Genomic DNA, 24755 nt, shown 5'->3' with positions numbered 1-24755 from the left:
GATACCTCGCTACAAGGGCTCTTCGATGAGGCTGTGGGGACGCTCCCGCCGGAGGCGTAGGCACTGCTCGTGTACGTAGATGTCCTCTAGGTTGGTGATGCGTCACGCGACGTACTCCTGGCCCGAAGGGAACGACGAAGCCATGAACACGAACGAAACCGGTGTGGATCTGAGTGTCGACGGGGCGGTGGCGACCGTGCTGCTGGACCGTCCTGACGTACGCAACGCACAGCATCCGGCGATGTGGGCGGCGATCGCGACGTTCCTCGAGTCGCTTCCGGATGAGGTGCGGGTCGTGGTGGTGCGCGGTGCCGGCGGCACGTTCTCCGCGGGGCTGGACCTTGCGCTGGTCGACCCGGGGGAGACCGAGGTGCCGGGGAGCCTGGTCGCGACGCTGGCACGCAGCGACCAGGAGGTCATCGACCTGATCGGTGAGTATCAGCGACCGTTCGCGGCCCTGGCCGACCCGAGGTTCATCTCGATCGCCGTGATCGACGGGTACGCGATCGGGGCCGGCTTCCAGATGGCGCTGGCCTGCGACCTGCGGATCATGGCCGAGGACGCCTGGGTCTGCATGAAGGAGCCTGCGCTGGGGCTGGTGCCCGACCTGGCCGGGACCAAGCCGCTGGTCGAGGCCGTGGGCAATGCGCGGGCGCTCGAGATCTGCGCCACCGCACGCAAGGTGGGAGCTCTCGAGGCCGAGCGGATCGGTCTCGCCCAGAGCGTGGTGCCGGCGGCCGAGCTGGACTCCACGCTCACCGACCTGGTCGGATCGCTCGTCGCCCACGATGCGACCGCAGTGCGGCGTACGCACGAGCTTCTGGCGGCTGCGTCGAGCCGGAGCCTCGACGAGCAGCGTCTCGCCGAACGCACCGCCCAGGTGGATCGGCTCCGCGCGGTGCTCGGGCGCTGAGCCTGCTACGACACCGGCTGGCCGTTGTCGACGAAGTCGATGCCGAGGGCCAGCTGGCGCAGCCGGGTGCCGAACCATGCGGCCGCCAGGCAGATGACGAGGAACATCGAGACGGCCTGGGTCGCGTAGTTGGGGTAGTGGAGCACCCAGGCCACATGGTCGTCGGTCGAGGCCGGGTCGGCCCAGATGTAGGGCATCATCCAGGAGATGAAGCCGCCGGCCAGCTGGGACGCGACGAAGATCAGCAGGGCCTCGCCGGCGCGACCCCACCACTGGCGAGGCAGTTCGCGACGAAGCGCGGGCCCGACCTTGCGTACGAGCCCCGGACGCCACCCGGCACCGGGAGCGACGCGGGCCGAGAGGCGTGGCGCCACGGCGATCAGCAGGAACGACAGGACCAGGAACGCGGTGACGCCGAACGAGGTGATGCCCGGAACCAGGGCGACCCGGCTCCGCATGAGGCCCGGGGTGAGCAGCAGCGCGGCGAGCGGCGCTCCGACGAGCAGTGTCGCGACGTAGCAGCGGAGCAGGGCGCCGGCAAAGGTCGGGGAATCAGTGGTCGCCCGGGGTGGTGACAGTTCGATCTTCATGGGCGGAGACTAGTCTGTTATTTCACTAAGGTGAAATAAATTTGGCGAGGACGGGAGGAGGTCGTATGTCCGAGGACGGCAGCCGGCTCGGTTCCGAGCTGAGCCTCCATGTGGTGATGTTCCACGAGGCCATCGCCCGCCGGCTGGGGGTCGGCAACAGCGAGCACAAGATGCTCGATCTCGTTGCCCGCCACCCCGAGGGCATCACTCCCGGGGAGCTCTCGGCCGCCACCGGGCTGAGCAACGCGGCCGTGACGAAGATCGTCGACAAGCTCGTCGCTGCCGACTACGTACGCCGCGAGCGCAGCTCCCGTGATCGCCGATCGTTCCGCATCCGCACCACGCCGCACTTCCAGCAGACCTCACGACCGACGGCGGCCGGCCTCGCTCGGCGGATCGAGGAGATGAACCATGGCTTCGATCAGCAGGAGCTGGCCGCCATCGGGCGCTGGATCACGGGTGTGATCGAGGCGCTCAAGGTCGAGACCGAGCAACTGGAGTCCGACGACTGAGGTGCAGAACTCATGACGACAGCCAGTCGTCGAGCGCCTCGGCCGTTCGCTCGGGTTGGTCCTCGGCGGTGTAGGTGTAGCTGTCGGCGACCGTCGTCAGCCTGGCATCCAGGCGTTCGGCGTACTCGACCGCGTGCTCGAGGGCGAAGACCCGGTCGTCGGCGGCCCACAGCGAGAGGATGGGCAGGTCGTCGCGTCGGCCCAGCAGGTCAGCGGCTTCTCGAACGTGGTGAGCGCCGACGCTGCTGATGGCCTCTCGGCCGTCACGGCGAACCGAACGGTCGACGAGGACAGGTCCGACGTACGTCCTCATGACCGCATGGTCGATGGGGTTCTTCGCGAGCCAGCCGTAGGTGGTGGGCAATCGCCACGTCCACGGCACGCGCAGCGGTTGGTAGAGCGCTCTGTGGCTGACGCGGTGCGCGGCCGCGCGCTTCAGCACCCCGAACCCGCCGGGGTTCGGGGGCCATGAGCATCGCGGCGTCTCGCAACTGTTGAGGACCAGGCGTGCGAAGCGGCCCGGGTGGCGTGCCGCGGCGATCTGGGCATAGGCGCCACCCGAGTCGTTGCCGATCAGGGTGACGTCGTCCAAGCCGGTTCGCTCGGCGAACTCGGCGATCATGTCACCGACGCCTCGTGGGGTCACGTCCGCCCCGGGGCGTAGTGCCGTTCGATGTGAGCCCAGCGGCCAGTCGGGTGTGATGCATCGGTAGGTGTCACCCAGCAGCGGAACGATCTTGCGCCAGATGTTGGCGTTGACCAGGTAGCCGTGGACGAAGAGAAACGCCGGCCCGGAGCCGAAGGAGTGGTAGTCGACGGTCCCCGCCGACAACTCGACGCGACCGGGAGTGCCGAGCCGGGGGTCGCGCCAGAAGGCGTCTGTCGGGGCCATCACGCATCGCGTCCGGGTGAGAGTCGGTCGGTCAACCATCGCCGTCCGGCCCAGGGCCACAGCCCTGACCACCACCATGCCCACCACGTACGCGGCCGGGTCGCCAGCGCGCGGGCGACCGGGACGGAGTCGAAGAAGGAATCGCGACGGATCAGGCCCCCGTCGGAGCGCAGGTGGAGCACGTCGACCGCGTCCCAGGTGAGGTCTCGGCCACCGACGGTCGCCTGGAACCTGAGTTGGATGAAGAGACGGTCGCCGCTGCCGCTCCAGCCGAGTACGTCCGCGCGGAGGTCCGGCATCACCTGGAGGGCGCGGCCGATCTCGCTGCTCCAGAACCGTGCGCCGGTGCCGTTGTCGAGCATCGGCTGCACCATCTCGCTCCGCTGGTCGATGAAGTCGTCCCATGCGGTCGGGCCGGCGGCCGCCCAGCCCGCCCGGAAGGTCTCGACCGTCCGGCGGTGGACGGCATCCCAGTCGCCCATCAGATCACTCTTGTAATGATTGCAAGAAACGCCATGTGATCACGGTAGCCTTGCCGCGAAACTGTTGCAACGATCACAAGAAGCCGGGAGAGCATCGATGGATCCTCGAGCGCGACGCACCATCGACGCATTGCTCGCGGCTGCGGAGCCGTTGTTCGCACGTCGATCGGTCGATGACGTCACGCTGGACGAGATCGCCGCGGCCGCGGGGGTCGCCGTGGGGTCCGTCTACAACCACTTCGGCTCCAAGGCGGGCCTGCACGCCGCGGTGGTGGAGCGTGCCGTCGCCGCTGATCGCCGCTTCATGGACCGGGCCTACACGCGAGACGGGTCGCCTGTGGAGAGGCTCTACGCCGCGGCCGACGCCTATCTCGACTTCTACGCGGCGAATCCCGAGTACTTCCGCACCCTGGCCTTCCCGAACGGCTCGACGACGTACGCCGCCGGCCGCGAGCTCGCGGAGCGGCTCGCGGCATCGGTGCAGGAGCAGAACGCGCGCATGGTGTCCGAGCTGCGCCGCGGCGTCGCCGACGGAACCTTCCGGGCCGTCGACCCCGACGACGTCGCCACTATCCTGTGGGCCGCCTGGAACGGCATCATCAGTCTCGGCTGGCGCAACGACGCGCTCGGATGCGACCTCGAGGAGCTCAGGAGGCTGCTGCGCGTGGCGACAGACGTCGTCGGCCATGGTCTGTTTCGCGGCGACTCCGGGGCCTCCGCGGCCGGCCCCGAAGACGGGGATGCCGCCGGACGGGCCGACGATGGCGCTGGACGGGGCTAGGTCGACCCGTTAGGTGCGATTCGCGCTGATGAGGGCGACAGGCGAGTCAGCGTTGCTGCAGGGAGATCAGGGTGGCGAGGCTCCTCGCGCCGGCCGCGATGTCGTGACCTAGGCGGAAGGCGGGCTCGGGAGCGTGGGCCTGCTGGGCGCCGCCGACGACCACGACGAGATCGGGTCGGCGGTCGCACAGGGCGGTGATCACCTCGTCGGCGCAGGGAATGTCGGCGGTGGTCGGGATCGCGAGCACGACGGCGGCCAGATCGGGATCGTCGACGACGCCGAGCCAGTCCTCGAGCGGAAGGTCGGCACCCAGGTAGTCGGTGTCCATGCCGCGGCGGCGGGCGGCGACGGCGAAGGCGAAGAGACCGATCTCGTGCCGGGTGTGGGGAGCCAGTCCGAGGGCGATACGGGGGCCGTGCCCGTGGGCGGCCGCCGCCTCGTAGGCGACGGCGAGACGCCGCATCACCGCGTTCGACGACAGATGCTCGCCGGCGACGCTGACCCGGCCGTCCGCCCAGGCCTCGCCGAGCTTCTCCAGGGCGGGAAAGACGTGGTCGGTCATCACCGTCTCGAAGCTGCCGAGTGCGAACACCTGGTCCAGGGTCGTGGCCAGGTCGGCGGTGTCGAGTGCTGATGCGGCAGCGGTCAGTCTCTCCGCGAGGTCGGGGCGCGGATCGGCGGCGCGGCCGCTTTCCGGCGACCCTGGGGTCGTGTCCGGAGCAGGGTGTTCGCGATCGAGCCGGACCGCCTCAGCCGCAGCCAGGCCGACCGACCAGCCCTGGTCCACGAGGTGCTTCATCGAGAGCAGTACGGCGACGTCGTGATCGCCGTACAGGCGGTAGCCGCTCTCGGACCGGTGTGGGGTGATGACCCCGTACCGGCGTTCCCAGGCACGAAGCGTCGCGGTGGTGATGCCGACCCGCTGCGCCGCGTGCTTGATGGTGTACATCTGGTCGGCTACCGCGCCAGCTGGCCCAGGGTCGCGTGCAGCTGCTCGGAAGCCTTGTCGCCCAGGCGGGTGAATGCGGGAGCCAGCAGTGGGGCCACGATCTTGGTCATGCCTTTCAGGTCGAACTCGGCCACGTAGCGCACAGATGTCCCGCCGTTGGCTGTCGGTACGAAGGTCATCGTGTCATGAGCGACGACCGTCTTGTTCTCGCCGCGTAGCACGATCCGGGTGCCGGGCTCGTACGTCTCGACCACATAGGTCAGCTCGGTGGTGCGCCCGAGGAAGCGAGAGGTGTTCGCGTACGTCGTCCCCACCCCGCCGTCTCCGGAGACGAGGTCGGTTCGCACGGTCCCCGGATCCCAGTGCTCGGTGTTGGTGAAGTCGGCCAAGAAGTCGAACACCTCGGCTGTCGGCGCGGAGGTCTCCACGGTTCGGTCGATTCGCATCGTCACATCCCTTTCAAACCTTTGACATACCTTGAACAAGGATTGTACATTCGATCTCTGGAACTAGCCAGCGGCAATGCCGCTGCTCGAAGAGGGAGATGTCATGAGCCGAGCGGTGAGCACCCCGCGGCCGACGGTCGCCGTGGTCGGGGGCGGGGTCTCCGGACTGACCGCGGCCCACCTCCTCGGACGCACCCACGACGTCACGCTCTTCGAGGCTGGCCAGAGACTCGGCGGCCATGCGCACACCCACGACGTCTCGACCGCATCGGGCGCCGTCCTGCGCGTGGACAGCGGCTTCATCGTGATGAACGAGCGCACCTATCCGCACTTGCTCCGCCTCTTCGGCGAGCTCGGCGTCGAGACCCGGCCGACCGAGATGAGCATGAGCATCGTCTGCGACGACTGCGGTCTGGCGTACGCCGGGGGCAGGGGTCTCGGCGGCATCCTGGCCCAGCCCGGGAGGCTCCGCGATCCTCGCTTCGTCCGCATGCTGGCGCAGGTGCCCCGCTTCCATCGCCGGGCCCGCCGCCTGCTCGAGACCGACAGCGACCTGACCTGGGGCGAGTTCCTGGCCGACGGCGGCTTCAGCGACTACTTCGTCCAGCACTTCGCCGTGCCGCTGGTCTCCTGCGTCTGGTCGTGCGGCGACGAGGACGCCGCCAGCTACCCGGCCCGGCACCTGTTCGCCTTCCTCGACCACCACGGGATGCTCCAGGTGACCGGATCGCCCACATGGCGGACGGTCGTGGGCGGCTCCCGCGCCTATGTGGACAAGCTCGCCGAGCGGCTCGGAGAGGTCCGCGTCGGCGAACCCGTGGCCGCGGTGGTGCGACATGCCGATGGCGTCGAGGTGCGCACCGCGACCGGGACCAGACATTTCGACCGGGTGGTGGTGGCGACTCACGCCGACCAGGCTCTGAGGCTCCTGGCGGATGCGACCCCCGAGGAGAAGGCGGATCTGGCCGCCATCGGATACTCGCGGAACGAGACCTGGCTGCACCGTGACGCCACCCTGCTGCCGGATCCTCCCCGTGCTCGAGCGTCGTGGAACTACCGCCTCGCCTCGTGCGGCGGGGGCGCCGACAAGGTGGTCGTCAGCTACTGGATGAACCGGCTCCAAGGTCTCGACGACCACGACGAGCACGTGGTGACGCTCAACGCCACCGAGCATGTCGATCCGGCCAAGGTCACCGCGCGGATGAGCTACGAGCACCCGGTCTTCACCACCGAGGCCGTCGCGGCAGCGGCGCGGCTGCGTTCTGCTGGCGGCCCCAGGCTGGCGTTCGCCGGGGCCCACCTCGGCTGGGGCTTCCACGAGGACGGCTGCCGCTCCGGAGTGGAGGCAGCAGAGTCGTTCGGGGTGACCTGGTGATCCCGTCACCGGTCTTTCCCGAGGTCCCTGCGCTGGTCGTCGGTCATGTCAGCCACACCAGAGAGGTGCCGTTGCGGAACGCTTTTCGCCACCGCAGCTACCACTGGCTCATCGACGTCGACGATCCGCCTCTTCTGCCGCTCTGGCTGCGTCCGCTGGCCGGGTTCCGGGTCGAGGACCATCTCGACGGGGGCGCGTCGGGACGTGGCGTACGTGGCGATCTCGGTGTTTTCCTCGCCGGCCGTGGCGTCGACCTCGCGCCGACCGACCGGGTGCTGATGCTGGCGAACGCCCGCGTGCTGGGCCACGTCTTCGACCCCCTCACCGTCTTCTGGGTGCAGACGGACGATGGTGTGCTGCGCGCGGTCGTCTTCGAGGTGCACAACACCTACGGTGGCCGCCACGCCTACCTCCTCGACCTCGGTCAGCGCGGGCAGGCCCGCACCGACAAGGCCTTCTACGTCTCGCCGTTCAACGACATGGCCGGCAGCTATGAGATCCGGCTGCGGGTCGACCCGGGGGAGGTCGCGGTGACTGTCGGCCTGGACCGCGACGGCGTCCGCGTGCTGACGGCAACCACTCGAGGCGTCCCCGAGCCGGCGACGCGTCGCGCGCTGCTCCGGGTGAGTCTCACCCATCTGCTGATGCCCCACCGGGTCAGCGCTCTCATCCGGTTCCACGGGATCCGGCTGTGGTTGCGCAAGTTGCCCGTCTTCACTCGTCCTGCCACACAGAAGGAGGCCACATCATGAGCGCGGAGTCCGTGACGCTCGACCGGCCGGTGCGCAGGGCACCGGCGTCGACCGGGAGCCTGCGAGCAGGCGTCGCCAAGCAGATACTGCGTCTGGCGACGCGGCAGGTGCCGGTCGACGTCGTGCTCCCGGACGGGTGTCTCCTCAACCGTCGCGGCGGCTCGCCGACCGCGGGAAGGCCGGGCATCGTGCTGCGGCGCCCGGAGTCGTTCTACGGCCGCCTCGCGGCGAACCCGAAGATCGGCATCGGCGAGGCGTATACGGCCGAGGACTGGGACACCGCCGACGGCACCGATCTCGCGGATGCGCTCACGCCGTACGCCGAACGTCTCTCCGGGCTCCTCCCGGCCTGGATGCTGCGCCTGCGCGGCCTGGTCGACCAGCCGATCCCCGCCGACCAGCACGGGGCTGTGGAGGACACCCAGGAGAACGTCTCCGCCCATTACGACCTGGGGAACGAGATGTTCGCCGCGTTCCTCGACCCCACCCTCAGCTACAGCTCGGCCATGTTCGACCGCACGCGTCCGCTCGCCGAGCAGGACCTGGAGGAGGCGCAGCTGCGCAAGGTCAACGCCGCCCTCGACCTGGCGGGCGTCGGCGCCGGTGACGAGGTGCTGGAGATCGGTACGGGATGGGGGACTCTCGCGATCGAGGCCGCACGTCGTGGCGCCCAGGTCACCACCGTCACGCTGTCGGTGGAGCAGGCGGCGATGGCCAGGCAACGGGTGGAGGACGCCGGGTACGCCGACAGGGTCGAGGTGCTGGTGCGGGACTACCGACACGTCGTCGGCACCTTCGACGCCGTGGTCAGCATCGAGATGATCGAGGCGGTCGGCGAGCGCTACTGGCCGGAGTACTTCGCCACCCTGTCCCGACTGGTCCGACCGGGCGGGGCCATCGCCCTGCAGGCGATCACCATGCCGCACCAGCGCTACCTGGCGACCCGCCACTCCTACGGCTGGATCCAGAAGCACATCTTCCCGGGCGGGCTGATCCCGTCCGAGACAGCCATCTCCGAGCACGCCGGCCGGGTCGGCCTGACGGTGACCCACACCGACACGTTCGGCGCCGACTACGCCGAGACGCTGCGCCGCTGGCGCTCGGCCTTCCTGGCCGCGTGGCCGACGATCCGGTCGGACGTCTTCGGCGAGGAGTTCCGGCGCACCTGGGAGTTCTACCTGGCCTACTGCGAGGCGGGGTTCCGCGCCGGGGCCATCGACGTCGCCCAGATCCGTCTGGAAGCCGACCGGCGGGAGCTGCCATGACGACATCGCTGATGTGGTTCCGGCGGGACCTGCGGCTGGGGGACCATCCCGCGCTGCAGGCCGCGGCTCGTGACGGGCAGGTCGTACCGCTGTTCGTGATCGACCCGCGCCTCGCCCGCCCGGGGCCGAGATGGGAGCGCCTCCTCGCCTCGCTCGCGGCGCTGCGGGAGGAGACCGGCGGGGCGCTGGTCATCCGGGAGGGTGATCCGGCCGAGGCCGTGGCCCAGGTCGCGGCCGAGGCCGGGGCGAGCCGGGTGCACGTCTCGACAGAGACGACCCCTTACGGTCGGCGGCGCGACGCAGCCGTGGAGCAGCGTCTGGCGACCGACGACATCGCCCTGGTCGGCACCGGCAGCCCGTACGCCGTGACCCCCGGGAGGATCTTGAACACAGCCGGATCCCCCTACCGTGTCTTCACCCCCTTCCTGCGGGCGTGGCGGGAGCACGGGTGGAGGGCGCCAGCCGGTGATCCTCAGGTCGAGTGGATGACGAAGCTCGACTCGGAACCGCTGCCGTCCCATCCTGACCGCGAGGCGGGTGAGCGTGCGGCCCTGCGCCGCTGGGAGGACTTCTGCGACGAGGACCTGGCCGGCTATGCGTCGGCCCGGGACCGACCCGATCTGGACCGGACCAGCCGCCTCTCCACAGCGCTGAAGTATGGCGAGATCCACCCGCGTACGCTCCTGGCGGATCTGGCCGCGGGCAGCACGGATGCCTCCGGTGATGACGTCGAGCGCTTCGTCGCCGAGCTGGCCTGGCGCGATTTCTACGCCGACGTGCTCTGGCACGACCCCGAGTCGGCCTGGCGCGACCTGCGTGACGGGCTGAGAGGCATGCACTACGACGAGGACTCCGCCCTGCTGGACGCCTGGAAGTCGGGCACCACGGGCTATCCGTTCGTCGACGCCGGCATGCGTCAGCTGCTCGCGGAGAACTGGATGCACAACCGCGTACGGATGGTCGTCGCGAGCTTCCTGGTCAAGGACCTGCACATGTGGTGGCCGGTGGGCGCCCGGCATTTCCTCGACCACCTCCTCGACGGCGACCTGGCCTCCAACAGCCACGGCTGGCAGTGGGCGGCCGGGACCGGGACCGACGCCGCGCCGTACTTCCGGGTGTTCAACCCGGTTTCCCAAGGGCTTCGGTTCGACCCGGAGGGCGACTACGTCCGGCGCTGGGTGCCCGAGCTTCGACATCTTCCCGGTGCGGCGGCACACGAGCCGTGGCTTCACCCCGACGGGTCGGCCAACGGTTACCCTGGTCGCATCGTCGACCACGCCGAGGAGCGTCGCGAGGCGCTGGCCCGGATGGCAGAGCTGAAGGACTCGACCCTATGACTCCGTCACGTACGACCACCGAGGACAAGGGTCTGGACCGCGTGCTCGACCGGACGGTCCTGCTGGGCTACTCCCGCCTGGGCTATGCGATCCGTCGCCGCCGGTGGGCCGCGGCCGACCCGCGCCCCGGAGCCTTGGCCGGGCGGACAGCCCTGGTCACCGGCGGAGGTAGCGGTCTCGGTGCGGCCACCGTACTGGACCTGGCCCGGCTCGGCGCTCGCGTGCACGTCCTGGTGCGCTCGCCCGAGCGCGCCGCACCGGCGGTCGCCCGGATCGAACGGCAGTTGCGTGAGGAGGGTCTGGTCGCCGACCTCCGGATCGAGCGCTGCGACGTCTCGGACCTGTCCGTCGTCGATGCGTTCGCCGAAGACCTCTGCTCCCGTGACGGTGGCACCACGACTCTCGACGTGCTCGTGCACAACGCCGGGGTCATGCCGCCGGAGCGGACCGAGTCGGTCGACGGCCACGAGCTGACCGTCGCCACCCACGTGCTCGGACCGATCCGGCTGACCGAGCGGCTCCTCCCGGCACTACGGCGCTCGGAGTACGGCGCGAGGGTGGTCTTCGTCGCCTCGGGCGGGATGTACACCCAGCCGCTGCCGGTGGACGACCCGGATTTCCAGCGCGGCGACTACCGGGGCGCGGTGGCCTATGCCAGGTCCAAGCGCATGCAGGTGGAGCTGGCGCCGCTGCTGGACCGGCGCTGGTCGCCGGAGCGGATCTCGACCTACGTCATGCACCCGGGCTGGGCGGACACGCCGGGTCTGGCCCGATCGCTTCCCGCCTTCCGTACGCTGAGTCGGCCGTTGCTACGGCCGGCCGAGGCAGGCGCCGACACAGCAGTGTGGCTGGCGGCCACCGATCCGGCCCCGGCTTCCGGCACGTTCTGGCACGACCGGCGGCAGCGTCCGACGAGCTACCGGTCCTCGACCCGTCCCGAGAGTGGCGACACCGACAGGCTGTGGCGATGGGTGGCGGCGGCCGCCGGTGTGGACCGGCCGTAGGCCCGATGCCCGCACCGGCGAGGCGATCCCTTTCGCCGAACTACACAACACGACAATTTTGAAAGGCCCGACCATGCGGTCTGCGATAGAACGTCTCGCGCGAATCACCACGAGGAAGGCCACGGCGTGGGTGGTCCTGGTGGTCGCGTTCCTCCTGGCCGGCGGGGTGATGGCGCTGGGGTCGTCGCTGGGGGAGACGAGCTCGGCCCCTGACCCGCTGCCGGCGGATGCCGAGTCCGCGCAGGTCGCGGAGCTGCAGCAGAGCTTTCCCGGCGGGGACGTGCTGCCCGCCGTCGCCGTGGTCGAGCGCACGGGTGGGCTGACCGAGGAGGACCAGCAGTGGCTCGGCGAGGTGTCGCAGCGTTGGGCCGAGATCACCGGGAACGAGGTCTCGCCACCGATCCCGGCCACGGACGGTGAGGCGCTGATCGTCGCCATCGACGTCGATGCCGACGTGACCGGGCTCGATCTGACCGAGCTCGTCGACGACCTGCGCGAAGCGGCCGACGAGGACCGGCCCGATGGCCTCACGGTCCAGCTGACCGGCGGCGCCGCCTTCGCCGCCGACATCTCCTCGGCGTTCGAAGGGGCAGATCTGCGACTGCTTCTCGTGACCGCCGGGGTCGTCGCCCTCCTGCTGATCCTGACCTACCGCTCGCCGGTGCTGTGGCTCGTGCCGCTGACCGTGATCGCCGTGGCCGACCGCACCGCGTCGGTGGCGACCCAGATCATCGCGGAGTGGATCGGCACCGGTCTCGACGGATCGACGTCGGGGATCACCAGCGTGCTGGTCTTCGGTGCCGGCACGAACTACGCGCTCCTGATGGTCTCGCGCTACCGCGAGGAGCTTCGACGGCACGCGCACCACCGCGACGCCCTCGCTGCCGCGGTGCGCGGATCCACCGAGGCGATCGTGGCCAGCAACCTCACGGTCGTACTCGCGCTGCTGGTGCTGACGCTCAGCGTCGCCCCGAACACTCGGTCCCTGGGCGTCTCGGCTGCCATCGGTCTGCTGATCGCGTTGCTGTTCGCGCTCCTCGTTCTGCCCGCCGCGCTGTCGTTGTTCGGCCGCGGCCTCTTCTGGCCGTTCGTCCCGCGCGACGGCGAGGAGGAGAAGTCGCGCGACGGCGTCTGGTTCCGGATCGCCCGTGCCGTGGTGAGCCGCCCGGCAGTGGTGCTGGCTGCGGCCGCGGTGATCCTCGGCGTCCTCGCCTCGGGCCTTCTGGGCGTCAAGGTGGGCCTGTCGCAGACCGATCAGTTCCGCGTCGAGGCCGAGTCCGTCGACGGTCTGGAGACGCTCTCCAAGCACTTCCCGCCCGGTGCGGCCGATCCGGTGACGATCGTGGTGGGAGCCGACAAGGCCGAGGATGTGCTCGTGACGGTCAACCAGATCGACGGGGTCGACAGCGCGCGTCCGTCCGGCGAGAGCGACGACCTGGTGAAGATCACTGCGACGCTCGAGGACGCCCCTGCGACGGCGGAGAGCATCGAGACGATCGAGACGATGCGCAGCGAGCTGGACGGGACCGGTGCTCTGGTCGGCGGCAGCGTGGCCAAGGACCTCGACAGCCGAAACGGCGCAGAGCGTGATCTCAAGGTCATCGTTCCGCTGATCCTGCTGGTCGTGCTGCTGGTGCTCTTCGTCGTACTGCGGTCGGTCGTGACCCCGCTGGTGCTCGTCACCATCAGCGTGATCGCCACCTTGTCGGCGCTCGGCCTGGGCGCCTGGATGAGCACGCACGTCTTCGGGTTCCCTGCGCTCGACGTCAGCACACCGATCTACGCCTTCTTGTTCCTGGTGGCGCTCGGCGTCGACTACACGGTGTTCCTCGTCCTGCGGGCACGGGAGGAGAGTGCCGAGCGCAGCACCGTCGATGCGATGGTCATGGCGGTCGGGCTGACCGGTGGGGTCATCACCAGCGCCGGCATCGTGCTCGCCTCGGTGTTCGCGGTGCTCGGTGTGCTGCCCCTGATCACGTTGACCCAGGTGGGCTTGATCGTGGGCCTCGGCATCCTGCTCGACACCTTCCTCGTCCGCACCGTGGTCGTGCCCGCGGTCTTCGCGCTTGTCGGGGACAGGATCTGGTGGCCCGCGGCGATCTCCCGGCGGAAGTCCGAAGGGGCGACCATCGACACCTGATCGCTTCGAGCCGATACGATCTCGTGGTGATTCGCCAGACTCGGGGTCGATACGGGGGCCAGGGTGCGCCTTGAGGGTTTGCTCGGCATCAGGCTTCGGCTGCTGCGTGAAGAGCGATCCCTGACACAGGGTGCGCTCGCCGAGGCTGCCGGCGTCAGCGTCGCCTCCATCCGGGACCTGGAGCAGGGCCGGACCCGGCGGCCGAGGGCGGCATCTCTGCGCGCGCTCGCCCGCGCGCTCGACCTGACCGCGGAGGAGACGGCGCAGTTCACCGAGGCCCCCTCGCCGAGCCGAGCCACCGACGACAGTGCGGTGGTGAGCATCTCCGTCCTCGGACCGACCGTCGTGGTCCGAGACGGGGCTGAGCTCGACCTGCCTGAGCAGGTCGGGCTGCTGCTGAGGCGGCTGGCTCTGGAGCCGGGGGAGAAGGTCGGGCGCGACCAGCTGCTCGACCTGCTGTGGCCGGAGCTGACCTCGGACGCGGCGGGCAAGCGGATGGCCCAGCTGCTTCGGCGGCTGCGGGCGCTCGTCGCCCCGATCACGGTGACCCACGACGGCAACGCGCTCAGCCTCGACGCCACTTCCGACGAGCTCGACCTCGTCCGCTTCCGCGAGCTCGCCGCCGCCGACGACCTTGACACCTTGACCGAGGCGGTGCGCCTGTGGCGTGGGCGTCCCGACCGGTTCGAGGAGGTGCCGTGGTTGTCGAGCTCTGTCGAGAACGAGTACGTCGCGGTCGTGCTCAGATGGTCCGACCTGAGCGTGGCTGAGAGCCAGGCCATCGACGCCCTCCCGGTCGTGAGCGAGCTCGCCCGGCTGCGTCCGCTGGACGAGCCGCTGTGGGCGGCGTACGTGAAGGGGCTGGCGGCGGCCGGGCGCCAGGCCGAGGCGCTCGCCGCCTATGACACGGTCCGATCCGTCCTGGCCGAGGAGCTCGGCCTCGACCCGAGCCCGGTCCTCGAGGACGTCCGCCAAGGCACCCTGGAAGGACGATGGCACGCCAGGCGGCCGACCCTGGTCGAGGGTGCACGCAGGCGGGACGTACCTCGCGAGGTGCCGGCGGCGCCGGCGCTGATCGGACGTGAGGCCGAGCTCGCGAACCTGACCGCCGGCCTCGGCGAGGATGGCGGTGCGGCGGTGCTCGTCACCGGCCCGGCCGGCTCCGGGAAGAGCGCGCTGGCACTCACCGCCGCGGCCCGCCTGGCGGGGGACTTCCCCGACGGCCAGCTCTACGCCGACCTCCACGGCGTCTCGGGAGAGGCGGTGCCACCCGGCTCGGTGCTGAGACGATTCCTGCGTTCGCTGGGCCTCTCCGGCCAGCAGATCCCGACCGACGACGCCGACGCCGCGGCGCTGCTCCGCAGCGAGCTCTCCGACCGGCGGATGCTGATCGTGCTGGACAGCGTCGACAGTCCGAGCCAGGTCGTTCCGCTGCTGCCTGGTCTCGGCGAGAACCGGACGATCATCACGAGCCGCCACCGGCTGCCGGCGCTCGCGGGCATGATCGACCTCGGCCGCCAGATCCACCTCGGCGAGCTCAGCACCGAGGCCTCCGTCGCACTGGTCGGCGCGATCGTCGGCGCGGAGCGGGTCGCCGCCGCACCTGGCGCGAGCGAGTCGTTGGCGCTGGCGTGCGGCCGTCTCCCGCTCGCGCTCAGGATCGCTGCGGCCCGGCTGCTGAGCCGGCCGGAGTGGTCGATCGAGACGTACGCCGACCGACTGAGCGCGAGCTCCCACCGGCTCGCCGAGCTGGCCGTCGGTGAGGTGAGCGTCGCGGCCAGCCTGGAGATCTCCTACGCGGCGATGCCCGCCGAGGTGCAGCGTGCCTTCCGGCTGTGCTCGCTGATCTCGGCCTACGACTTCGACCCCGCGCCGGCGGGCGCCGTGCTCGACCGCGACCCGGAGACCGCCCTGCGGCTGCTCGAGGACCTGGTCGACGCCAACATGCTGCAGACCGTCGTCTCCGAGGACGGCGTCGGTCGCTACCACTACCACGACCTCCTCCGGCTCCACGCCGGCGATCTGGCCACGGCCGACCCCGAGCAGCCGCAGTCGCAGGGCCGGCTCGCCGACTGGCTGCTCGACAACACCGTCAGCGCCACCGACATCGTCTATCCGAACCGTCTTCGGGCGCTGGAGATCGAACCCTCGTCGGGCAGCCGCTTCGACTCCGCTGACGACGCCCGCACCTGGCTCGACCACGAGGCACAGCTGCTGATCGCGTTCGTGAAGCAGGCCGGGGCCGACCGGCAGCAGCGCCACTACGCCTGGAAGCTCGTCGACCAGTCCAGGATTCACTACCGCACCCGCCTCGACGTGACCACCTACCTCGATCTGATGACGGTCGGAGCCGAGGCCGCCATGCTGGAGGGTGAGGTGCGGGCCGAGGCCTTCCTGCGTACGCTGCGGGCCGATGTGCTCGGGGTCCTGGGGCGCATGAACGAGGCCTGGGTGGAGTCGGATCGTGCCCGCACGCTCCTCGACACCAGCGGCTGGCGGCAGGGTCAGGCCTTCGCGGCGATCGTCGACGGTCACCGTCATCGCGTTGCGGATGCGGGAAGCGAAGCGGAGTCCGCCTATGCGCACGCTTTGGAGATCCTCGGCGAGGCGGCCGGCACCGAGGGGCTGCGTGCCTGGGCACACCAGGCGCTCGGCATCACCTGCACCCAGCAGGGTCGTTTCGAGGAGGGGCGGCGCCACAATCTCCTGGCGGTCCAGCTGAGCGAGGCGCAGGGCAGCTCCACTCCGCTCGAGCTCTCCACCCTGGCCGCGGCCGAGCGGGCCCTGGGCCTGCTCGACTCGGCAGGCGCTCGGCTGGAGTCAGCGCTGGCGCAGGCCACTCGCAACCGGAGCCCGTTCGCCGAGGCCAACGCACTCGAGGAGCTCAGCCTGCTCGCCCTGGTCCGTGGCGACCAGGCCTCGGCGCTCGAGCTCGCCGACCGGGCCCACCTGACTGCGCGGGCTCACGGAGACGTACGTTTCGTCGCCTCGACGGCCTGCAGCTATGCGGCCGCGCTCTATGCGACCGGAAGCCTCCGCGACGCCGCCGAGACCTATGAGTACGCCGTGCGGCTCAGCCATACCCACGTCGCCTCGTTCACCGAGACCCGTGCCCGGATCGGGCTGGCGCAGGCGCTGCACGCCGAGGGCGACCACGCGGCCGCTCGGACCCACGCCACCAAGGGGCGGCAGCTGGCGATCGAGCACGGCTTCGCGCCGTTGCAGCGCGAAGCCGACCGCGTACTCGAGCTGCTCAGGGACTAGTCGTCCGTGGGCGGGCGAGCTGGGTCACCTCGACAGCTGGGTCGAAGCAGGAGCCATCCGGCGCCGCAGCCAGAGTGAGACGTAGACGAGGGCCACGAGGACCGGGACCTCGATCAGGGGGCCGACGACGCCTGCCAGTGCTTCACCGGAGGTGACGCCGAAGACGCCGATCGCCACGGCGATGGCCAGCTCGAAGTTGTTGCCCGCGGCGGTGAACGCGAGGGTGGCCGTCTTCTCGTATCCCAGTCCGATCCCGGCACCCAGGACGAAGCTGCCGCCGAACATGAGGAAGAAGTAGGCCAGCAGCGGGAGCGCGATCCTGACGACGTCCAGCGGCTGTGAGGTGATGGTGTGTCCCTGCAGCGCGAAGAGCATCACGATGGTGAAGAGCAGGCCGTAGAGCGCGACCGGGCCGATCTTGGGCAGGAACTTCGACTCGTACGCCTCTTGGCCCATCTTCCGCTCGCCGATGGTTCGGGTGAGGAAGCCGGCCAGTAGTGGGATCCCGAGGAAGACGAGGACCGAGACGACGATCGTCCAGAACGAGAAGTCGGCGTCGACCTGGTCGAGGCCCAGCCAGCCGGGCAGCACCTGGAGGTAGAACCAGCCGAGCACGCCGAAGGCGAGGATCTGGAAGACGGAGTTGATCGCGACCAGCACGGCGCCGGCCTCGCGGTCGCCGCAGGAGAGGTCGTTCCAGATCAGCACCATCGCGATGCACCTGGCCAGACCCACGATGATCAGCCCGGTCCGGTATTCCGGCAGGTCGGGCAGCAGCAGCCAGGCCAGCGCGAACATCAGGGCCGGACCGACGAGCCAGTTGAGGACGAGCGAGGAGATCAGCAGCTTGCGGTCGCCGGTGACCCGGTCGAGCTGCCGGTAGCACACCTTGGCCAGCACCGGATACATCATCAGCAACAGACCGATCGCGATCGGCAGGCTGACCGAGCCGATCTTGATCGCATCGAGTGCCTGGTCCAGGCCCGGGATCGCTCGGCCCAGCCCGATCCCCAGTGCCATCGCGGCCAGGATCCAGACCGGCAGGAACCGGTCGAGGACCGACATCTGCTGAAGGACGGGCGCTTGGTCCTTGTCGGACGCAGCGGCGTCGGCGGTGTTGGTCACCAGGGGCTCCTCGGATTCGTCGGCCATCTCAGGACATCTTGACTGCGGAAGGTTGCTCAGTCAATATTGAGTCAATGGAGGTTGAGAGAAAGTCGGAGCTGGAGCGCCGCGCCAAGATTCATGCGGCGCTCGGTGATCCGATGCGGCTTCGGATCGTCGACAGCCTCCAGATGAGTGATGCCTCCCCCACGGAGCTCGCCGGGATGCTGGATGTTCCGTCGAACTTGTTCGCTCACCACGTCCAGGCGCTGGTGAGCGCAGGCGTCGTGTCCCGCCACCAGTCCGAGGGCGACGGGAGGCGCACGTACCTGCACCTCGAGCAGGACATGCTCGACAGCCTGGGCACCGCGTCCCCCGTGGCGGTGCCCAGGCGTGTCCTGTTCGTGTGCACCGGCAACTCGGCGCGGTCTCACCTGGCCGCGGCACTGTGGCGCGAGGTCAGCACGATCCCCGCCGCCTCCGCAGGCACCCATCCCGCCGAACACATCAATCCTGGGGCGGTCGCTGTCGCTTCTCGCCGCGACCTCGAGCTTCCGATCGTCGAGCCCCGCCACGTCGACGACGTGCTCGACCCGGACGACCTGGTGGTCACCGTCTGTGACCGCGCCCACGAGACGCCGAAGGTCAGCGGTGAGCTGCACTGGTCGATCCCTGACCCGGTGGGCAACGGCCCCGAGGCCTTCGATGTCGCCTATCTCGAGCTCGAGCACCGGATCAGGGCGCTCGCCTCCCGTTTCGATTCCTGACCCCACACACCCCACGCACCCACCAGGAGAACCACTCGATGAGCACCGACGGATCCGCGACCGACAGCAAGCCCGCCGTTCTGTTTCTCTGCGTCGAGAATGCCGGCCGTTCGCAGATGGCGCTCGGCTTCTTCACCCACTACGCCGGGGAGAAGGCGATCGGCTGGTCCGGGGGCTCGGCGCCGGCCGCCGCCATCAACCCGGTCGCGGTCGAGGCCATGGCCGAGCTCGGGATCGACATCTCCGGGGAATATCCCAAGCCCTGGACCGACGAGGTCGTCCGGAGCGCGGACGCGGTCATCACCATGGGCTGCGGTGACGCCTGCCCGTTCTATCCCGGGAAGCGCTACGAGGACTGGAAGGTCACCGACCCGAAGGGCGGGGGCATCGAGCACGTACGCGGCATCCGCGACGAGATCGAGCAGCGAGTGCTCGGCCTGCTCGACGAGCTCGGTGTGCCCCCGCAGCGCTCGATCACGAGAGCGTGATCGGCGCCCTGCTGATCGTGACCAGCTCCTCGCTCGGTGCGGAGGTCCCGCAGCAGCCGCCGCTGCTGGCGCTGTCGGGGTCGTCGAAGACACCGGCGCCGCCGCAGACCCCGGTGTCCGGGAGCTCCAGCTCCACCCGGGCCGCCGCGTCGTGGTCGCCGGCGAGCTCGGCCACCACGCTGCGTACCTGCTCGTAGCCGGTCATCGCCAGGAAGGTCGGCGCGCGACCGTAGGACTTCATCCCGACCAGGTAGAGGTCGGTCTCGGGCTGGGCGAGGTCCTTGGCGCCGGTCGCGCTGACCGAGCCGCAGGAGTGCAGGTTGGGGTCGATCTGGACCGCGATGTTTCGCGGCGCCTCCAGCGTCGGGTCGAGGTCGAGACGCATCTCGCTCAGGAAGCCGAGGTCGGGGCGGTAGCCGGTCAGCACGACCACCTGGTCGGCCTCGATCTCGCGGCCGTCCTCGGCGATGACGGTGGCGCCATCGACCCGCTCCGTGCGGAAGCCGGTCACCATCTCGACGGTGCCGTCCTGGACCGCCTTTCGGGCGCGTACGCCGAGGGCGCCCCGCTCCGGGAGCTCGTCGGCCTCGCCGCCACCGAAGGTGTTGGTCGAGACCCCGCGGCGGATCGCCCAGGTGACCCGTGTTCCCGGGTGGTCCGTGCCGATGGCGGTGAGCTCGTTGACGGCGTTGAAAGCGGAGTCGCCCGCGCCGATCACGACCGTGTGCCTGCCTGCGTACGCCTCGGGGTGGGCACGGTCCGGCACGGCGTAGCCGAGCACGCCCGCGGCGTGCGCCGCGCGCTCGCCGAGGGCCGGGAGCCCGTCGGCACCAGCCGGGTTGGGCCTGCGCCAAGTGCCGGAGGCGTCGATGACGGCGCGCGCCTCGAGGCGCTCCTCGGCGCCGTCCGCACCGGTCACGTGGAGGACGAACGGCTGCTCGGCGCGGTCGGCGTCGACCAGGCGGTCACGGCCCTTGCGGGAGACGCCGGTGACCGTGGTGCCGTAGCGGATGTGGTCGCCGAGGCGATGTGTCGAGCTTGTCGAGATGGCCTCGGCGAGCGGGACGAGGTAGCGCTCGCGCCACTGCGCACCGGTCGGGTAGCCCTGAGTGGGCGCGGCCCAACCAGTCGGTTCCAGGAGTCGGGCGGCTGCCTTGTCGACCAGCTCGGGCCAGGCCGAGAAGAGGCGCACGTGGCCCCACTCGGCGACCGCCGCAGCGGGTTCGGCACCCTGCTCGAGCACGAGCGGGGTGAGGCCGCGCTCGAGGAGATGGGCGGCAGCGGCGAGCCCCTGGGGGCCGGCGCCGATGACGGCAACGGGAAGGTCGGTCATGATGCTCCTCGGATTCAAGATCGTCGATATGTGGCCGACCTTAGATCACGTATCGACGTTCGTCAATGTCCTTGGGTTAGACTGTTCGCATGACCGTTCTTCCCGTGCTCCCGTCCGCCGCTGTCGCGTGCTGCTCGCCGGTGACGGCAGGCGTCCTCGAGGACGACCAGGCCGAGGTGCTGGCGCGGGTGTTCAAGGCGCTCGGCGACGCCAACCGGGTCAAGCTGCTCTCGATCATCGCGGCCGCCGAGGATCAGGAGGCATGCGTCTGCGACCTCACCGAGCCGGTGGGACTGTCCCAGCCGACGGTCTCCCATCACATGAAGCTGCTGGTCGAGGCCGGGCTGGTCGCCCGTGAGCAGCGCGGCCGCTGGGCCTACTTCTCCATCGTCCCCGGCGTTCTCGACTCGCTCGCCGGCACCTTGGCCACCCGTTCCTAGGCTCCGCGACCCTGGGTGGATCTTCCCGGTGCGCTCGCGCCTGGTAAGCATGGGGCGGCAGCCGGACCAGAAGGGCACGACCGTGAACGAGAAACCGCGACGACCGCGACACCTGATGGACCCGGACAACCCGATCCGGCCCATCAACGACAAGTCGCTCACGAACGTGCAGCAGTGGGTCGCATCCGTGCTCGCCGTGTTCACCGTCGCCCACATCGTGGTCGGGCTGGTCATCGGGGCCGTGGCGATCGACCCGGCCTACCAGGCCTCACGAGTCGGGCTGTGCATCATCGCGGCCGCCTTCGGGGTGCTGGGCCTGGCCGGCGGGTTCCTCATCCACCGGCGCAGCCCGTTCACGCCCTGGCTGATCCTCGGGATCGTGCCCTCCGTCGTCGGCCTCTGGTTCGTGCTGCGCTGAGGGCAACGCCTGATCTAGGGCGTCCGATCGAGGCGCCGCCCTCAGCAAGTAGCAGGTCAGAACAGATCGGGCACGGTCCAGCCGTCGAGGTCGTACTCGGCCAGGAACTCGTCGGCGAGCCCCTTCATCGCGTCCGCCCCGCCGCGGTTCTGGGCGGCGAAGAGGAGCTCGGCCTTCACGTTCTCGTGGTTGCCGGAGTAGTTGCGCTCGTAGAGCTCGTGACGCCCGCCGAACTCGGAGCCGATCGAGTCCCACAGCGCCTTCATGACCTTGACCCGGTCGACGGCGGTGATGCCGTTGGAGCCGCGGACGTACTTGTCCAGGTACGGCCTCACCTCGGGGCTCTTGAAGTCCGCGGCGCCCGAGGGCAGGTAGATCAGCCCGGAGGCGACGTCCTGCTCGATGATCTCCTTGACCCGCGGATAGCCGTGGATCATGAACATCCGGTACGTCAGGCCGTACTCCAGCTTCGGGATGACCGCGTCGCCGACCCACGGCTCGGGGTCGCGGGCCATCGACTCGGTCAGCGACCAGAACAGGTTGCGCCAGCCGATCACCTCACCCACCCGGGTCTGTACGCCGCGGAAGCCGCCCGAGCCGGTGGCGTCGAGCGCCTTCATCAGCAGGCCGGCGATGAAGTCGAGCTTGACGGCCAGGCGGGTGCAGCCCTGGAAGGTGAACCGCGGCAGGAACCCCGACTGCGGGAAGAACGAGTTGATCCGGTCGACGTCGCCGTACATGAAGACGTTCTCCCAGGGCACGAGCACCTTGTCGAAGATGAAGATGGTGTCGTTCTCGTCCATCCGGCTCGACAGCGGGTAGTCGAACGGCTCGCCGTTCTGCGCGGCCTGCTCGGTGTAGGAGGAGCGGCAGATCAGCTTGATCCCGGGGGCGTCCATCGGGACGGTGCAGATCAGCGCGAACTGCTTCTTGCGGATCGGCAGGCCGTAGTGGGCGATGAAGTTGTAGTTGGTGATCGCGCTACCGGTCGCCACGACCTTCGCGCCGGAGACGATCAGGCCGGCGTCGGTCTCCTTCTCGACCTTCATGTAGACGTCGCCGACCTCGTCCGGCGGCAGCTGGCGGTCGACCGGCGGGTTGATGATCGCGTGGTTCCAGTAGAGGACCTTCTCCTGGGACTCGCGATACCAGCGCTCGGCGTTGTCCTGGAACGGGGCGTACAGCTCCTTGTTGGCGTGCAGGGTGCCGAGGAAGCTGGCCTTGTAGTCGGGGGAGCGGCCCATCCAGCCGTACGTCATCCGGGCCCAGCGTGCGATCGCGTCGCGTTCCTTGAGCAGGTCGGCCGAGGACGTCGGGGTCTTGAAGAACGGCATCGTGATGCCGCCGTTGCCGGTGTCGGTCGGCACGGTGAGCTCGTCGACGTGCGGGCCGGTGTGGAGCGCGTCGTAGAGGCGCGCGGTCATCCGCACCGGGTTGCGGAAGGCCGGGTGCGTGGTGACATCCTTGATCCGTTCGCCGTGCAGGTAGATCTCGCGGCCGTCGCGCAGGCTCTCGATGTACTCGTCGCCGGTCATCGGGCGGGAGGCGAAGTTGGTCTGCTGGTTGGCCGGGGAGCCGGCGGCCGGGTTGACGGTCGGTGGTCCGTCGGGCTGCGTCTCCGGGGCGAGGGTGTCGGTCATGGTCTTTCTCCTTGGATCGGGTCTCGGTCGGATCAGTAGTGGGTGGATCGCGGGATCGCGGGGACTTCGATGGCGGTGAACGACGTGGTCGCGTCGAACCAGCCGGTGTTCGGGTCGTCCTGGCAACCGAGCCAGACGACCTCGGAGGACGGGTTGCCGATGTGGTGGAAGGCGCTGTCGTGGAAGAGCAGCGGCTTGCGGTCGGTGGTGATCACCTCGACGACCTCGCCGAGGAACAGCAGGTGGTCCCCGCCGTCGTCGGTACGCCACGGGCGGCACACCAGCGTCGCGGCCGTCTCGCCCAGCCGCGGCGCCGTCGCACCCTCGCGCCAGGGGAGCGGGTCGCTGCCGGGTCTGCCGGCGAAGTGCATGGCGACATCGCTCTGGTCATCGGCGAGCACGTTGACCGCGAAGGCCTCACCCTCGAGATAGGCGGCCGCCTTGGACGTACGCGTCAGGGCGACCTGCACCAACGGCGGGTCGAGCGAGATCGGGGTGAAGGCCGTGACCGTGGCGCCGTGGTGGGCGCCATCCGGGGTGCGGCAGGTGATCACGGTGACGCCGGTCGCGAAGCGGCCGAAGGTCGACCGCAGCGTGCGTGGGTCCATGGAGCTCCTCCTTCGTCGGGGCCGCAGGATGTGTGGCGGCGGTCACGTTGGAGGACGACGCTAGATCCGGATCACGAGGGCGGCGATCCGCTGCGCGAACGGGCTATCCGGATTGCGCACCGGGTTTCCGGACGCTCTCGGCGACGGGTGGACGCGCTGTTAATGTGAAGGACGTCACTAGGGGGTGGCAGATGGGCGTAACCGGCACTCTCACCGCATCATCCGGGTCGTCCGGCGACATGGAGAGCTTCTCCGACGAGGTCGCCCGGGCGTACTTCCCGCATGCCTTGATCATGCGCGGCCGACCCGCTAGGCCGGCGGAGCTGCGTGCGGTCGACCTCGGTCCGGTCCGGCTGACCCGGATCGGCTGGGGTGCGGAGGTGTCGGTGGAGTCGGACCATCCGGGGGCCTGGGCGGTCAACATCCCGCGCAGCGGTGTGCTCGAGGCCAACGTCGGTGGCGCCCACGTGCTCTCGCTCGACGGCCAGGCGACGGTGTGCCCTCCCGACCGGCCGACCAAGATGACGCGCTGGTCGGCCGACTGCTCGATCGTGGGGATGCGGGTCGACCGTGACTACCTGGTCGAGGAGGTGGCGGCCCTGGTCGGCCTGCACACCGACCGGCTGCCCGCCCAGCTCGACCTGCGTGCCGACGGTGCCCGCGCCTGGATCGGCCTCCTCGGCTCGCTCGGCACCGAGGCGATGCGCAACCCGGCCCTGGTCGGCGACGAGCGGGTGCGTCGCCGGTTGGCGGGGACGCTGACCGCGGCCTTCGTCGCCGCCTGCTTCCCCGAGGAGCCGGCCGTCGGCTCCGTCCAGCCCCGCATCGTCTCCCGCGTCGTCGAGGCCATGGAGGCCGACCCGGCGCGCGAGTGGGCCGTCTCCGATCTCGCCCGCGAGGCCGACGTCGGCACCCGCCGCCTCCAGCAGGGCTTCCAGCGCTACCTCGGCCGCACCCCGACCCAGAAGCTGCAGGAGATCCGCCTCGAACGGGTCCACGCCGACCTCCTCGCCAGCCGCGGCGACACCGTCGCCGAGGTCGCCTACCGCTGGGGCTTCACCCACCTCGGCCGCTTCGCCGCCGCCTACCGCCAGGCCTACGGCGTGACACCTTCACAGACCCTGCGCTGCCGCTGACCCTGTTTGCCGAGTCGGCTCGTCCTGACCGAGATCCGCGTCGAGTCGGCTCGTTCTGACCGAGATCCGCGTCGAGTCGGCTCGTTCTGACCGAGATCCGCGTCGAGTCGGCTCGTCCT

Annotated in this window: 24 protein-coding genes; 15 read left to right on the top strand and 9 right to left on the bottom strand. The window is 69.9% G+C overall.

Features of this window, described 5'->3' with window-relative positions; all coding sequences use genetic code 11:
* The first annotated feature begins 142 nt into the window (after positions 1-142).
* Complete coding sequence (locus tag ABZZ22_RS08025) at positions 143-913, top strand: enoyl-CoA hydratase/isomerase family protein (protein WP_354928990.1); 771 nt, start codon at positions 143-145, stop codon at positions 911-913.
* Positions 914-918: 5 nt separating this feature from the next.
* Here ABZZ22_RS08025 and ABZZ22_RS08020 read toward each other — a convergent pair whose 3' ends face one another.
* On the bottom strand, positions 919-1503 hold the full coding sequence (locus ABZZ22_RS08020; protein ID WP_354928987.1) for a hypothetical protein: 585 nt from the start codon (positions 1501-1503) through the stop codon (positions 919-921).
* A 65-nt stretch (positions 1504-1568) separates the two neighbouring features.
* On the opposite strand from ABZZ22_RS08020, the gene ABZZ22_RS08015 reads away from it, so the two are divergent.
* Entirely contained in the window at positions 1569-2015 is a 447-nt protein-coding gene (locus tag ABZZ22_RS08015) for a helix-turn-helix domain-containing protein (protein ID WP_354928984.1), read from the top strand.
* A gap of 10 nt (positions 2016-2025) precedes the next feature.
* Here the strand turns inward: ABZZ22_RS08015 and ABZZ22_RS08010 are convergent, their stop codons facing one another.
* Both ABZZ22_RS08010 and ABZZ22_RS08005 read right to left on the bottom strand, forming a co-directional pair.
* Positions 2026-2907: an alpha/beta hydrolase gene (locus ABZZ22_RS08010; protein ID WP_354928981.1), complete on the bottom strand. Its 882-nt coding sequence runs from the start codon at positions 2905-2907 to the stop codon at positions 2026-2028.
* Positions 2907-3389 carry a nuclear transport factor 2 family protein gene (locus tag ABZZ22_RS08005; RefSeq protein ID WP_354928978.1) on the bottom strand — a complete coding sequence of 161 codons (483 nt, stop codon included), beginning with the start codon at positions 3387-3389 and terminating at the stop codon, positions 2907-2909. Before ABZZ22_RS08005 ends, ABZZ22_RS08010 begins: the two co-directional genes overlap by 1 nt.
* 97 nt (positions 3390-3486) lie before the next feature.
* Between ABZZ22_RS08005 and ABZZ22_RS08000 the strand changes: the two genes are divergently transcribed.
* Entirely contained in the window at positions 3487-4170 is a 684-nt protein-coding gene (locus ABZZ22_RS08000; protein WP_354928975.1) for a TetR family transcriptional regulator, read from the top strand.
* Positions 4171-4216: 46 nt separating this feature from the next.
* Here the strand turns inward: ABZZ22_RS08000 and ABZZ22_RS07995 are convergent, their stop codons facing one another.
* On the bottom strand, positions 4217-5119 hold the full coding sequence (locus ABZZ22_RS07995) for a MerR family transcriptional regulator (protein ID WP_354928972.1): 903 nt from the start codon (positions 5117-5119) through the stop codon (positions 4217-4219).
* An 8-nt stretch (positions 5120-5127) separates the two neighbouring features.
* Positions 5128-5565 (bottom strand): SRPBCC family protein, encoded by a 438-nt coding sequence (locus ABZZ22_RS07990; protein ID WP_354928969.1) that lies wholly within the window; start codon positions 5563-5565, stop codon positions 5128-5130.
* A 76-nt stretch (positions 5566-5641) separates the two neighbouring features.
* Here ABZZ22_RS07990 and ABZZ22_RS07985 point away from each other — a divergent pair, with 76 nt between their 5' ends.
* The 7 genes from ABZZ22_RS07985 (at position 5642) to ABZZ22_RS07955 (ending at position 16702) form a co-directional block, all read left to right on the top strand.
* Positions 5642-6940, top strand: coding sequence for an FAD-dependent oxidoreductase (locus ABZZ22_RS07985; protein WP_354928966.1), 1299 nt, complete (start codon positions 5642-5644; stop codon positions 6938-6940).
* The gene (locus ABZZ22_RS07980) at positions 6937-7692 is read left to right on the top strand and encodes a DUF1365 domain-containing protein (RefSeq protein WP_354928963.1); all 756 of its coding nucleotides are present in this window, start codon (positions 6937-6939) and stop codon (positions 7690-7692) included. The genes ABZZ22_RS07985 and ABZZ22_RS07980 overlap by 4 nt, the downstream gene beginning before the upstream one ends.
* Complete coding sequence (locus ABZZ22_RS07975; protein WP_354928960.1) at positions 7689-8957, top strand: cyclopropane-fatty-acyl-phospholipid synthase family protein; 1269 nt, start codon at positions 7689-7691, stop codon at positions 8955-8957. The genes ABZZ22_RS07980 and ABZZ22_RS07975 overlap by 4 nt, the downstream gene beginning before the upstream one ends.
* Positions 8954-10294, top strand: a complete 1341-nt coding sequence (locus ABZZ22_RS07970; protein ID WP_354928957.1) for a deoxyribodipyrimidine photo-lyase — start codon at positions 8954-8956, stop codon at positions 10292-10294. Before ABZZ22_RS07975 ends, ABZZ22_RS07970 begins: the two co-directional genes overlap by 4 nt.
* Positions 10291-11298 (top strand): SDR family NAD(P)-dependent oxidoreductase, encoded by a 1008-nt coding sequence (locus tag ABZZ22_RS07965; protein ID WP_354928954.1) that lies wholly within the window; start codon positions 10291-10293, stop codon positions 11296-11298. Before ABZZ22_RS07970 ends, ABZZ22_RS07965 begins: the two co-directional genes overlap by 4 nt.
* Before the next feature lie 73 nt (positions 11299-11371).
* Positions 11372-13438 (top strand): MMPL family transporter, encoded by a 2067-nt coding sequence (locus tag ABZZ22_RS07960; RefSeq protein WP_354928951.1) that lies wholly within the window; start codon positions 11372-11374, stop codon positions 13436-13438.
* A 63-nt stretch (positions 13439-13501) separates the two neighbouring features.
* Positions 13502-16702 carry a BTAD domain-containing putative transcriptional regulator gene (locus ABZZ22_RS07955; protein WP_354928948.1) on the top strand — a complete coding sequence of 1067 codons (3201 nt, stop codon included), beginning with the start codon at positions 13502-13504 and terminating at the stop codon, positions 16700-16702.
* Positions 16703-16726: 24 nt separating this feature from the next.
* On the opposite strand, the gene arsB is transcribed toward ABZZ22_RS07955, so the two are convergent.
* The gene (gene arsB / locus ABZZ22_RS07950; protein ID WP_354929192.1) at positions 16727-17767 is read right to left on the bottom strand and encodes an ACR3 family arsenite efflux transporter; all 1041 of its coding nucleotides are present in this window, start codon (positions 17765-17767) and stop codon (positions 16727-16729) included.
* A gap of 134 nt (positions 17768-17901) precedes the next feature.
* On the opposite strand from arsB, the gene ABZZ22_RS07945 reads away from it, so the two are divergent.
* On the top strand, positions 17902-18573 hold the full coding sequence (locus ABZZ22_RS07945; protein WP_354928945.1) for an ArsR family transcriptional regulator: 672 nt from the start codon (positions 17902-17904) through the stop codon (positions 18571-18573).
* Between the two features lie 38 nt (positions 18574-18611).
* Positions 18612-19061, top strand: coding sequence for an arsenate reductase ArsC (locus ABZZ22_RS07940; RefSeq protein WP_354928942.1), 450 nt, complete (start codon positions 18612-18614; stop codon positions 19059-19061).
* On the opposite strand, the gene ABZZ22_RS07935 is transcribed toward ABZZ22_RS07940, so the two are convergent.
* Positions 19048-20394 (bottom strand): NAD(P)-binding domain-containing protein, encoded by a 1347-nt coding sequence (locus tag ABZZ22_RS07935; protein ID WP_354928939.1) that lies wholly within the window; start codon positions 20392-20394, stop codon positions 19048-19050. The genes ABZZ22_RS07940 and ABZZ22_RS07935 overlap by 14 nt on opposite strands.
* An 89-nt stretch (positions 20395-20483) precedes the next feature.
* Between ABZZ22_RS07935 and ABZZ22_RS07930 the strand changes: the two genes are divergently transcribed.
* Both ABZZ22_RS07930 and ABZZ22_RS07925 read left to right on the top strand, forming a co-directional pair.
* The gene (locus tag ABZZ22_RS07930) at positions 20484-20834 is read left to right on the top strand and encodes a metalloregulator ArsR/SmtB family transcription factor (RefSeq protein WP_354928936.1); all 351 of its coding nucleotides are present in this window, start codon (positions 20484-20486) and stop codon (positions 20832-20834) included.
* A gap of 82 nt (positions 20835-20916) precedes the next feature.
* Positions 20917-21252, top strand: a complete 336-nt coding sequence (locus ABZZ22_RS07925) for a hypothetical protein (RefSeq protein WP_354928933.1) — start codon at positions 20917-20919, stop codon at positions 21250-21252.
* Positions 21253-21308: 56 nt separating this feature from the next.
* On the opposite strand, the gene ABZZ22_RS07920 is transcribed toward ABZZ22_RS07925, so the two are convergent.
* Complete coding sequence (locus ABZZ22_RS07920; protein WP_354928930.1) at positions 21309-22892, bottom strand: 4-hydroxyphenylacetate 3-hydroxylase N-terminal domain-containing protein; 1584 nt, start codon at positions 22890-22892, stop codon at positions 21309-21311.
* 32 nt (positions 22893-22924) lie between these two features.
* Positions 22925-23500, bottom strand: coding sequence for a flavin reductase family protein (locus ABZZ22_RS07915; RefSeq protein ID WP_354928927.1), 576 nt, complete (start codon positions 23498-23500; stop codon positions 22925-22927).
* Positions 23501-23691: 191 nt separating this feature from the next.
* Between ABZZ22_RS07915 and ABZZ22_RS07910 the strand changes: the two genes are divergently transcribed.
* Positions 23692-24636: an AraC family transcriptional regulator gene (locus ABZZ22_RS07910; protein WP_354928924.1), complete on the top strand. Its 945-nt coding sequence runs from the start codon at positions 23692-23694 to the stop codon at positions 24634-24636.
* Positions 24637-24755 lie beyond the last annotated feature (119 nt).

The sequence above is a fragment of the Nocardioides sp. NPDC006273 genome (genome assembly GCF_040613495.1).
Taxonomy (GTDB): domain Bacteria; phylum Actinomycetota; class Actinomycetes; order Propionibacteriales; family Nocardioidaceae; genus Nocardioides.
This window is presented reverse-complemented; position numbering and strand designations above follow the sequence as displayed.

Bases quoted from the DNA above. Each gene is read 5' to 3' on its own strand.
- ABZZ22_RS08010 (WP_354928981.1), bottom strand. From the start codon at position 2,907: ATGGCCCCGACAGACGCCTTCTGGCGCGACCCCCGGCTCGGCACTCCC.
- ABZZ22_RS07965 (WP_354928954.1), top strand. From the start codon at position 10,291: ATGACTCCGTCACGTACGACCACCGAGGACAAGGGTCTGGACCGCGTG.
- ABZZ22_RS07975 (WP_354928960.1), top strand. From the start codon at position 7,689: ATGAGCGCGGAGTCCGTGACGCTCGACCGGCCGGTGCGCAGGGCACCG.
- ABZZ22_RS08000 (WP_354928975.1), top strand. From the start codon at position 3,487: ATGGATCCTCGAGCGCGACGCACCATCGACGCATTGCTCGCGGCTGCG.
- ABZZ22_RS07945 (WP_354928945.1), top strand. From the start codon at position 17,902: ATGGAGGTTGAGAGAAAGTCGGAGCTGGAGCGCCGCGCCAAGATTCAT.
- ABZZ22_RS07985 (WP_354928966.1), top strand. From the start codon at position 5,642: ATGCCGCTGCTCGAAGAGGGAGATGTCATGAGCCGAGCGGTGAGCACC.
- ABZZ22_RS08025 (WP_354928990.1), top strand. From the start codon at position 143: ATGAACACGAACGAAACCGGTGTGGATCTGAGTGTCGACGGGGCGGTG.
- ABZZ22_RS08020 (WP_354928987.1), bottom strand. From the start codon at position 1,503: ATGAAGATCGAACTGTCACCACCCCGGGCGACCACTGATTCCCCGACC.
- ABZZ22_RS07940 (WP_354928942.1), top strand. From the start codon at position 18,612: ATGAGCACCGACGGATCCGCGACCGACAGCAAGCCCGCCGTTCTGTTT.
- ABZZ22_RS07935 (WP_354928939.1), bottom strand. From the start codon at position 20,394: ATGACCGACCTTCCCGTTGCCGTCATCGGCGCCGGCCCCCAGGGGCTC.
- ABZZ22_RS08015 (WP_354928984.1), top strand. From the start codon at position 1,569: ATGTCCGAGGACGGCAGCCGGCTCGGTTCCGAGCTGAGCCTCCATGTG.
- ABZZ22_RS07920 (WP_354928930.1), bottom strand. From the start codon at position 22,892: ATGACCGACACCCTCGCCCCGGAGACGCAGCCCGACGGACCACCGACC.
- ABZZ22_RS07910 (WP_354928924.1), top strand. From the start codon at position 23,692: ATGGGCGTAACCGGCACTCTCACCGCATCATCCGGGTCGTCCGGCGAC.
- ABZZ22_RS08005 (WP_354928978.1), bottom strand. From the start codon at position 3,389: ATGGGCGACTGGGATGCCGTCCACCGCCGGACGGTCGAGACCTTCCGG.
- ABZZ22_RS07990 (WP_354928969.1), bottom strand. From the start codon at position 5,565: ATGCGAATCGACCGAACCGTGGAGACCTCCGCGCCGACAGCCGAGGTG.
- ABZZ22_RS07995 (WP_354928972.1), bottom strand. From the start codon at position 5,119: ATGTACACCATCAAGCACGCGGCGCAGCGGGTCGGCATCACCACCGCG.
- ABZZ22_RS07970 (WP_354928957.1), top strand. From the start codon at position 8,954: ATGACGACATCGCTGATGTGGTTCCGGCGGGACCTGCGGCTGGGGGAC.
- arsB (WP_354929192.1), bottom strand. From the start codon at position 17,767: ATGTCGGTCCTCGACCGGTTCCTGCCGGTCTGGATCCTGGCCGCGATG.
- ABZZ22_RS07960 (WP_354928951.1), top strand. From the start codon at position 11,372: ATGCGGTCTGCGATAGAACGTCTCGCGCGAATCACCACGAGGAAGGCC.
- ABZZ22_RS07915 (WP_354928927.1), bottom strand. From the start codon at position 23,500: ATGGACCCACGCACGCTGCGGTCGACCTTCGGCCGCTTCGCGACCGGC.
- ABZZ22_RS07930 (WP_354928936.1), top strand. From the start codon at position 20,484: ATGACCGTTCTTCCCGTGCTCCCGTCCGCCGCTGTCGCGTGCTGCTCG.